At 71.9% G+C, this 9473-nt stretch carries 8 protein-coding genes; 4 read left to right on the top strand and 4 right to left on the bottom strand.

Annotation, left to right across the window (positions count from 1 at the left end; translation table 11 throughout):
• Positions 1-675: CBS domain-containing protein (locus tag ACXJMZ_RS10355; RefSeq protein ID WP_457029697.1), on the top strand; the 675-nt coding region annotated here is incomplete at its 5' end.
• Positions 676-691: 16 nt separating this feature from the next.
• On the opposite strand, the gene ACXJMZ_RS10350 is transcribed toward ACXJMZ_RS10355, so the two are convergent.
• The 3 genes from ACXJMZ_RS10350 to ACXJMZ_RS10340 all read right to left on the bottom strand — a co-directional run bounded on the left by ACXJMZ_RS10350 (position 692) and on the right by ACXJMZ_RS10340 (position 2351).
• The gene (locus ACXJMZ_RS10350) at positions 692-1432 is read right to left on the bottom strand and encodes an MIP/aquaporin family protein (RefSeq protein ID WP_457029696.1); all 741 of its coding nucleotides are present in this window, start codon (positions 1430-1432) and stop codon (positions 692-694) included.
• Positions 1433-1608: 176 nt separating this feature from the next.
• Positions 1609-1893, bottom strand: coding sequence for a sensor histidine kinase (locus ACXJMZ_RS10345; protein ID WP_457029695.1), 285 nt, complete (start codon positions 1891-1893; stop codon positions 1609-1611).
• Between the two features lie 2 nt (positions 1894-1895).
• Positions 1896-2351, bottom strand: a complete 456-nt coding sequence (locus tag ACXJMZ_RS10340; protein WP_457029694.1) for a histidine kinase — start codon at positions 2349-2351, stop codon at positions 1896-1898.
• A 199-nt stretch (positions 2352-2550) separates the two neighbouring features.
• Between ACXJMZ_RS10340 and ACXJMZ_RS10335 the strand changes: the two genes are divergently transcribed.
• Positions 2551-3279 carry a helix-turn-helix domain-containing protein gene (locus ACXJMZ_RS10335; RefSeq protein WP_457029693.1) on the top strand — a complete coding sequence of 243 codons (729 nt, stop codon included), beginning with the start codon at positions 2551-2553 and terminating at the stop codon, positions 3277-3279.
• Between the two features lie 547 nt (positions 3280-3826).
• The gene (locus tag ACXJMZ_RS10330; protein WP_457029692.1) at positions 3827-4468 is read left to right on the top strand and encodes a PhoU domain-containing protein; all 642 of its coding nucleotides are present in this window, start codon (positions 3827-3829) and stop codon (positions 4466-4468) included.
• Positions 4469-4519: 51 nt separating this feature from the next.
• On the opposite strand, the gene ACXJMZ_RS10325 is transcribed toward ACXJMZ_RS10330, so the two are convergent.
• Positions 4520-5680 carry an NAD(P) transhydrogenase subunit alpha gene (locus tag ACXJMZ_RS10325; protein WP_457029691.1) on the bottom strand — a complete coding sequence of 387 codons (1161 nt, stop codon included), beginning with the start codon at positions 5678-5680 and terminating at the stop codon, positions 4520-4522.
• A gap of 136 nt (positions 5681-5816) precedes the next feature.
• Here ACXJMZ_RS10325 and ACXJMZ_RS10320 point away from each other — a divergent pair, with 136 nt between their 5' ends.
• Entirely contained in the window at positions 5817-9440 is a 3624-nt protein-coding gene (locus tag ACXJMZ_RS10320) for a hydantoinase B/oxoprolinase family protein (protein ID WP_457029690.1), read from the top strand.
• The last annotated feature ends 33 nt before the right edge of the window (positions 9441-9473 follow it).

Below are 9473 nucleotides of genomic sequence, written 5' to 3'. Positions count from 1 at the left end.
CTCGTGGAGCGCGCTCCACGAGACCGGGCCGGTCCCCGAAACCCCACCGATCCACCCGCTCCGGAGCACATCATGACCACTCAATGGAACACCGTCGGCAAGGTGATGACCCATGCGGTTGTCGCGGTCGGCCGCGACGCGACCTTCGAAGAGATCCTGGAGACCCTCCAGCGCTGGAAGGTCAGCGCCGTCCCGGTGCTGGCCGGGGACGGTCGAGTGGTCGGGGTGGTCTCCGAGGCGGACCTGCTGGCCGCCGAGGACCGCGAGAAGGGCCGCACCGAAGGCCTGAGGGCCAGCGGCATGATGTCCGTGCCAGCCGTTACCGTCCACTCCGAGAGTCCCACCGCCGAGGCCGCCAGGGCCATGGCCCGTGGCCACTTCAAGCGCCTTCCGGTGGTCGACGCCGAGGACTGCCTGATCGGCATCGTCAGCCGCAGCGACCTGCTCAAGGTCCATCTGCGCACCGACGAGGACCTCGCCGATCAGGTCCGGTTCGAACTCCTCGCAGTGTTGAAGCCCGCACAGGCCTCCGCTGTCGACGTTCGCGCTGAGGAAGGACGGATCACCCTGACCGGGACTATGCCCGACGCGTCGGCCCTGCCGGTGCTGGAGCGCTTGGTGCGTGCCGTACCGGGCGTGGTCGACGCGGAGGTCAGGCTCGTGACCCCGGTCTGATGCGTCGGGCCGGGTGTCAGGCGGCCCCGCTGCCCGGCCGGGGCGGGCCGTCACCGCTCGTGCCCTGTGCCGCGCGGGTGGCCACCGCGCTCGGTGGGCCGCGCAGGATCCCGGCGAGCGGCACCGCGAGGGCGGCCCCCACCAGCGGCCCGACCAGGTAGATCCACAGCGGTCCGCCGTGACCACCGGCCACCACCGGTGCCAGACTCCGGGCCGGGTTCATCGAGGCACCGGACGCGGGCCCCGCCCACAACCCGGCCAGCGCGATGTACCCGCCGATGGCGATCGCCGCGTTGTGGCCGATGTTCCGGGCCCCGGAGGACGTGCCGAGGATGACCGTCATCAGACCGAAGGTCAGCACCACCTCCAACACGAGCCCCGTGCCCCATCCCACGCCCGGCCCCAGTCGACTGGCGCCCACCTGTCCGCTCCTGCCGAACAGTGCCCGTAGCAGGCCGGTCGCTGCGAGCGCCCCGGCGAGCTGCGCCACCAGGTATGCCGGGACGCGCCGCCACGGGAAGTGGCCCCGGGCGGCGAACGCCAACGTCACTGCGGGATTGAGGTGGGCGCCGGATGTTTCGCCGAGCGTATAGATCAGGGCGAGCACCATGAGGCCCGGCGCGACGGCCCGGGCCGACGGTCCCACGCCTCCACCGGTGACGGCATCGACAACACCTGCCCCTGCGGCCACCAGGACGAGGAAGAACGTGCCCACTCCCTCGGCGGCCGGCCGCCGCCACTCGGACTGCCGCAGCATGGCCATCTCCCACTTTCACGGGCCGGTACCTCATCGTGCCACCGGCGACGGCCGGGCGGGCAGGGCCCATTGGGCCCCGATCGCCGGGACATCCGGGCGCAGGTGCTCCCCGGCCCGGCCCTGTGCGGTGAACGCCGTACGCACGCAGAATCGAAGCAGACTGAGACCCGCCAGCCTCATACGGCAGGCAGCGGCACCCTCCAGATCAGCTGCGTGCCGCCATGGGGTAGGGCGTGCGCGTCGAAGCCGCCGCCGAGCATCGCCGCGTGCTCGGCGAGATTGGCGAACCCGCTGCGACGCCCGTCCGCCGGGAGGCCGATTCCGTCGTCCGTGACCGTGAGGACCAGTTCGGAGCCGGCCACGAGCGACACCTCCACGGCGGACGGACTCCCGTGCCGGGCGGCGTTGGACAACGCCTCCCGCAGGACGGCGAGCACCTCGTCCGCGACCTGCGGTGGCATCGTCACTCGATCAGGCCCGTCATCCGTAGGCCCGGCGCGAAGCCGAGACCGGCTGCCCGTTCGACCTCCTCGACGGCTCGGGCCCGTAGGCCGGTTGCGGCGGGGCCCGTCTCGCGGGCCCGCAGGCCGAAGATGGTGGCGCGGATGGTCCTGGCCGTCTCGTCGAGGTCGTCGATCGCACGCAGCACCCGGTCGGTGGCCTCCGGGTGCTCGATGAACCGGGTCGCACCCTGGAGGGTCGTCCCGCTGGGAAACAGCCGCTGGATGGCGGGGTCGTGCAGGTCGCGGGTGACCCGGTCACGCTCCTGCAAGAGGGCGACCTGCTCGGAATCGCGGCGCCGCTCCGCCAGCTCCCGGTCCCGGGTGCCACGGGCGGCGTCCAGGCGCGCCTGGAGCTCGGCCAGCAGGTCGTCGAGGCGCAGCCGCGGCAGCGGGCCCACTCTCGCTGCGCCGCCCACGGGTTCCCTCCGCATTTCGTCGGATACCACTGCCCAGATTAGGCACCGGGGCCGCAGCCCCGCGTGGCCGACGGGAGCAGCCAGGGCCGGTCGGACCACGGAAGGGCTCGCTCGGCGCCATGCCGATCGCCGTCTGCCGGCGAACACTGGGAGGAGAAGCGCTGGAGCCGCCGCCCAAGCCGGGGGAGGAGGAACCACCATGAACCGCCCAGCCGACCGCGCCGCACCCGCCGCACCCGCCGCACCCGCCGCACCCGCCGTACCTCTACCTGACCCGGCCGCCGTAGCCAGACGCATCGCCGAACGGCAGGGGCAACTCGAACTCACCGAGGAAGAGCTCGCCACCCGGGTCGGCATGGCCCCGTCCTACCTTCAGCACCTGATGAAGGCAGGACCCGACTTCGACCGGGGCGGGATCCTGCGCATCGCCGCCGCACTCGACCTCACCTACGAGGAGCTGCTCGAAGGCCGCAGCGACCCGCCGCCCGGGCAGAGCCCGCCACGAGCGCGGCCCGCACTCGTCCACCTCACAACCCGCGAATGCTGGGACCGGCTCGGCACCCGAGGGGTCGGCCGCATCGCCCTGCCGACCGAGCCGGGCCCGACGGTCCTCCCGGTCAACTACGCCGTCGACGCGCGAACCATCGTCTACCGTACCGACCCCGACGGCGCCGCCGCCCCCGCGCCGGGCACGGGGGTCTCCTTCCAAGTCGACCGCGTCGACGACCACCTGAGCACGGGATGGAGCGTGCTCATCACCGGCACCGCCGAGCACATCGACGACCCGGAAACGGTCCGGCGGATCGCGGCCGACCACGGGCCTGAACCGTGGGCCGGCGGACGCCGCCCGCTGTGGGTACGTGTCCGGCCGGACGCCATCACCGGCCGTCGCATCGGCACCGTCGGCCCGGACGCTCACCTGCGCTGACATCTGGGCCGTGGCCGAGCCGTCGACACCCGGCCTGGCGCCACCGAGCGAGGTTGCGCACGTTGATGTCGGCGCAACCCGCCGCGCACCTCCACCACCCCCGCGTGGATCGTCGACCATGCCGCACCGACCGCCGAGCGGGAGCAGCGGGTCGTGGGGCCGGGGGGTGGGTTGTGCCGCATCATCCACTGCGAGACGGTGGAAGTACTGCTGAGTGTGCGAGTACCGGTGAGCCGTGGCGGGTGGTCCGCCTCGCGACCGAGTACCGGTGGTGCCGGGGTGTCGTGCTCGTCCTGTGCGGCTCACTCTGCGGGGGGGGGGGTGAGGGCGGAAAGCGGGAGGGTTGGCGAGAGCCGACAGCCCATCTTGCAGGTTCGCTGGTCCGGACCGTTCGACACCTTGCACATTGCCGTCCGCAGGAGCGGTGGGAGACTTTAAGGGAAGTGTGTGACACGGAGCCCGCTCAGGCGGCCGCACGGTCGGCAGAGGCCCCACCGGGCGGGCACGGGTCGGTGAAGGGCTGATGTCCTGGAACAGGAGTTGGCGGATGTCTGAGACCGGGCAGTACCGGTCCGGTCGGCTGGTTGGAGACCTGGCCGGGATGATCCGGCTCGTGCGCGAGGCGTTGGGCGGAGCCACTGCTGCCTTGCTCGACACAGCCGACACGGCCGCTGACAGCGCGACGACCGCAGAGAAAGCGCTGTACGAGCTCCGCGAGCAGATCGAGGTCGACGCTTCGGCCGTGCTGCCGGACGGTTCGCCGGCGGCGGACCTGCGCGCGATCGTCGTCGGCGTCCACGTCGGCACCGGCGTGGAATGCCTGGCGGCGCTTGCCCGACAGCTGGTCGAGCTGGCCTGGGCACGGCAGTCGAAGCAGCCTTTGCCGGCCCGGTTGCGGCTCCCGTTGCGGGGGATGGCCGGTCTCGCCCTGACCATGGTCGACAAGGCGGGTGAGGCGCTGGAGTCCACGGAATCTGAGGCCGTCGCCGACCTTCTCGGAGGAGTGCAGGAGATCGCCCAGCGTCAGCGGTTGCTGTATCAGCAACTGCTCTCCGAAGGTGACCAGGGCGAGCCCGGTGACATCGCCGATGCGACCTTGCTGAGCTGTTGCTACGAGCGATGTGCGAGCCACGCCGTGTCCATCGCCCGCCACACGGCCCTCTTCACCGACTCCCGGACGACCGGCTGAACCGACCGCCGGGCCCGCTGCCCCGATCGTCCCGAACGTGGTCCGGTCGGTTCAGGGCAGACCGGCCACGGCGATCGCGTCGAGGATCAGCTGCCAGGTGGGGCCGTGGAGGACGCTGCCGTCATGGGTCACCACGATCGCGGCCTGCAGGGGATCGGCGGGGTCAATCGCCAGGGATCCCCTGTGCGTGAGGTGCTCGAGCAGCGCGGCGACGTTGTGCGCGTAGGCGGTCGACGCGGTGGTCGGGACCTGTGCCGGCAGGTTGCCCGCGCCGATCACCGTGATCTGGTCACCGATCAGGGTCGTGGTGTCCGGCTCGGCGGCCTCGACGTTCCCGCCCAGTGGGCCGGCCGTCACGTCCACCACGACCGAGCCGGGGCGCATGGCCCGGATCGCCCGGGTGGTGATCAGGGTCGGCGCGGGTCGGCCGGGGCGCTCGACGGCCGTGATGACGATGTCGAAGAGAGGGAGCACCGCAGTCAGGCCCCGGCGCAGCGTGGCCTGCTCGGTGTCGAGGGTCCGGGCGAATTCCGCGTCGCCGGCAGCCGGCCAGAGACCGGGGAGATCGAGGAAGGTGCCACCCAGGACGGTGATCTCCTCCCGCGGATGGCGACGTAGGTCGTGGGCGTGGACGACCGCACCGAGGCGGCGGGCTGTGTCGATCGCCTGCAGGCCGGCGGCTCCGGCGCCGACGACCAGTACCCGTACGGGTTCGAAGACCGCCGCCGCCGAGCCCCACGGTGGCAGGCACCGGCTCAGGAGACCGGCCGCGAGCAGCACTGCCCGGTAACCGGCGATCCTGGCCTGCGACGCTTCGGCGTCCACCGGGTACGCACCGCTCAGCGCGTGCGGGACCAGGTCGAGGCTGATCGCGGTGACCCCGTCGTCCGCCCAGTGGCGGATCAGAAAGGGGTTCAGGGTCGGCCGCAGGAGGGCCACCAGTGCCTGCCCGCCCCGGAAGGGGGCGGGGGCATCGGGCGGATGGACCCCGACGAGGACGTCCGCACGGCGGAACAACTCGCCGCGCGGGACGAGGTCCGCGCCGGCCCTGGCGTAGTCGTCGTCGGGGAACCAGGCCGCCACGCCGGCTCCGCGCTCCACCATGACGTCCAGACCGAGGGCTCTGACGGTGCTGACGAGGTCGGGGACGAGCGCGACCCGCCGTTCACCCGGCGCAGTCTCCCGGTAGACGCCGACCGTGGTGGCTGCCATGACCCCTCACCTCCATCCGGAGGAAGCAGACACGTCCCAGTATGTCGCGTTTGCGATGCCTGATCGCCTGGTCGGATACTCGACCACGACACGCTGCGGAAACGGCCATCGCGCCGGGCAGCGGAGGGAGCCGGGCGTGGAACACAAGGGCTGGCAGTTCTGGGTCGACCGTGGCGGCACCTTCACCGACATCGTCGCCCTGGGCCCGGACGGCCGGTTGACGACGCACAAGCTGCTGTCGCACACCCCTCGTGCCCCTGGAGCCTCGGCCGGGAGCGGTGGCCCCACCCGTGATCCCGCAGTGGCGGGGATCCGCGCGCTGCTCGGCCTGCCCGCGGACCGGCCTCTGGCGGAGGCCCGGATCGACGTGGTGCGGATGGGCACGACGGTGGCCACCAACGCCCTGCTGGAACGCAAAGGCGAGCGGACCGCCCTGGTGATCACCCGCGGTTTCGGCGACGCCCTACGCATCGGCTACCAGAACCGGCCACGCATCTTCGACCGCCGGATCATCCTGCCCGAACCGCTCTACGAGCGGGTGATCGAGGTCGACGAGCGGATCACGGCGGACGGCACGGTGCTGCGCCCGCCGGATCTCGACCGGCTCCGCGAGGACCTGCGGCGCGTCCACGAGGACGGCATCCGCTCCGTGGCGGTGGTCTGCCTGCACAGCTACCTCCATCCCGACCACGAACAGGCCATCGGCCGCCTCGCCGAGGAGATCGGCTTCCCGCAGGTGTCGCTCTCGAGCGAGGCCAGCCCGCTGATGAAGCTGGTGCCGCGCGGCGACACCGCCGTGGTCGACGCCTACCTCTCCCCGGTGCTGCGCCGTTACGTCAAACAGGTCGCCGAAGAACTGCGGGGCGTGCGCCTGATGTTCATGCAGTCCAACGGCGGCCTCGCTGAGGCGGGCCACTTCCGTGGCAAGGACGCGATCCTCTCCGGCCCGGCCGGCGGCATCGTCGGCATGGTGCGGATGTCGCAGCTCGCCGGCTTCGAGCAGGTCATCGGCTTCGACATGGGTGGCACCTCCACCGACGTGTCGCACTTCGCCGGAGAGTACGAGCGGGTGTCCACCAGTCAGGTGACCGGAGTACGGCTGCGCGCACCGATGCTGGCCATCCACACCGTCGCAGCCGGCGGCGGCTCCGTGCTGCACTTCGACGGCAGCCGACTGCGGGTCGGCCCCGACTCGGCGGGCGCCGACCCGGGCCCGGCGTCCTACCGCGCCGGCGGCCCGTTGACCGTCACCGACGCCAACGTGATGCTCGGCCGCATCCAGCCCGCACACTTCCCACAGGTGTTCGGCCCGGGCGGGGACCAGCCACTCGACGGTGACCTGGTGCGTCGGCGGTTCGCCGAGCTCGCCGCCGAGATCCGTGCGCGCACCGGTGACCGGCGCCCGCCCGAGCAGGTCGCCGAGGGCTACCTCCGGATCGCGGTGGTGAACATCGCCAACGCCGTCAAGCGGATCTCCGTGCAGCAGGGCCGTGACGTCACCCGGTACGTGCTGACCACGTTCGGCGGCGCGGGCGGCCAGCACGCCTGCGCGGTGGCCGACTCGCTGGGCATCCGCAGCGTACTCGTGCCTCCCATGGCCGGGGTGCTCTCCGCGCTCGGCATCGGCCTCGCCGACACCACGGTCATGCGCGAGCAGTCCGTGGAGAGTCCGCTCGAACCGGCCTCGATGCAGCGGGTCGAGGTCGTCGCCGACGACCTCGAATCGGCGGCGCGTGCGGAGCTGCTCGACGAAGGGACACCACCCGAGCGGATTCGGGTGGTCCGCCGTGCGCAGTTGCGCTACGACGGTACCGACACCACCGTCGCGGTCGAACTGGCGGAGCCGGACGCCATGGCCGCCGCCTTCGAGGCGAGTCACCGCGCCACCTACTCGTTCCTGATGGACCGTCCGATCATCATCGAGGCCCTCTCGGTGGAGGCGACCGGACTCACCCAGCAGCCCGACCTGGGCCACCTCGGGGCGCCGGTGGCCGACCCGGCCGACACCACAGCCACCGTGCGGCTCTACACCAGCGGGGCCTGGCGCGAGGCCCCGCTGCTGGAGCGGACGGCGATGCGGCCCGGCGACACCGTGACGGGCCCGGCGATCATCGCCGAGTCCGGCGCGACCACGGTGGTGGACGAGGGGTGGCAGGCGGCCATGACGCCGAGCGGTCACCTGCTGGCGGAGCGGGTGACCGCACGCACCGAGGCCGGCGTCGGGATCGAGGCCGACCCCGTGCTGCTGGAGATCTTCAACAACCTCTTCATGGCCATCGCCCAACAGATGGGCGCACGGCTGGAGTCCACGGCGCAGTCGGTCAACATCAAGGAGCGGCTGGACTTCTCGTGCGCGCTCTTCGACCCGGACGGCAACCTCATCGCCAACGCCCCGCACATCCCGGTACACCTGGGATCGATGGGCACCACCGTCAAGGAGGTGATCCGCCGTCGGGCCGACCGCCTGAAGCCCGGCGACGCCTACGCGGTCAACGACCCCTACCACGGCGGCACCCACCTGCCCGACATCACCGTGGTGACCCCCGTGTTCGACACGGACGACCGGCGGATCCTCTTCTTCGTCGCCTCCCGCGGTCACCACGCCGAGATCGGCGGGCTCACCCCGGGCTCCATGCCGGCCGACAGCCGGGAGATCCACGAGGAAGGCGTCCTCTTCGACACCTGGCTGCTGGTCGAGAACGGCAGGCTCCGCGAGGCCGAGACGCTGCGGCTGCTCACCGAGGCGCCCTATCCCTCCCGCGACCCGGCGACCAACCTCGCCGACCTGAGGGCGCAGATCGCCGCCAACCGGAAGGGAGTCGACGAGGTCGCCAAGATGATCGACCACTTCGGCCTGGACGTCGTGCAGGCCTACATGCGGCACGTGCAGGACAACGCCGAGGAGGCGGTCCGCCGCGTCATCGGCTCCCTCGACGACGGCGCCTACCGCTACGAGACGGACTCCGGTGCGGTGATCGCGGTACGGATCTCCGTCGACCGTGAACAGCGCAGTGCGACGGTGGACTTCACCGGAACCTCGCCGCAGCTCGACACCAATCTCAACGCGCCGTCCTCCGTGGTGACCGCCGCCGTGCTCTACGTCTTCCGCACGCTCGTCGCCGACGACATCCCGCTCAACGACGGCTGTCTGCGCCCGCTCCGCATCGTCATCCCGGCGGGCTCGATGCTCGCCCCCGTCTATCCGGCCGCCGTGGTCGCCGGGAATGTCGAGACCTCGCAGGCCATCACCGGCGCGCTCTACGCGGCGCTGGGCGTCCAGGCCGAGGGCTCCGGCACGATGAACAACGTCAGCTTCGGCAATGCGCGGCACCAGTACTACGAGACGGTCGCCTCCGGCTCGGGAGCGGGCGACGGATTCGACGGAGCAAGCGTGGTGCAGACGCACATGACCAACTCCCGGCTGACCGACCCCGAGGTGCTCGAATGGCGCCTCCCGGTCCTGCTGGAGGAGTTCGCCGTTCGGCACGGCAGCGGCGGGGCGGGGCGGTGGCACGGAGGCGACGGGGCGGTCCGCCGTATCCGGTTCCGGGAGCCGATGACGGTGAGCCTGCTGTCAGGCCACCGGCGGGTTGCGCCCTACGGCCTGGCCGGCGGATCGCCCGGCGCGCTCGGAGCCAACCGGGTGCAGCGCACCGACGGCAGTGTCCTGCGCCTGGACGGCTGCGACCGGGCCGACCTCGAGGCAGGGGACGTACTGGTGATCGAGACCCCCGGCGGGGGAGGTTACGGTACCGGCTGAAGGCGCCCGGCTCGCTTCCCGTGTTTCCCGACC

It is taken from the genome of Kitasatospora sp. P5_F3, from assembly GCF_054049135.1.
This window is presented reverse-complemented; position numbering and strand designations above follow the sequence as displayed.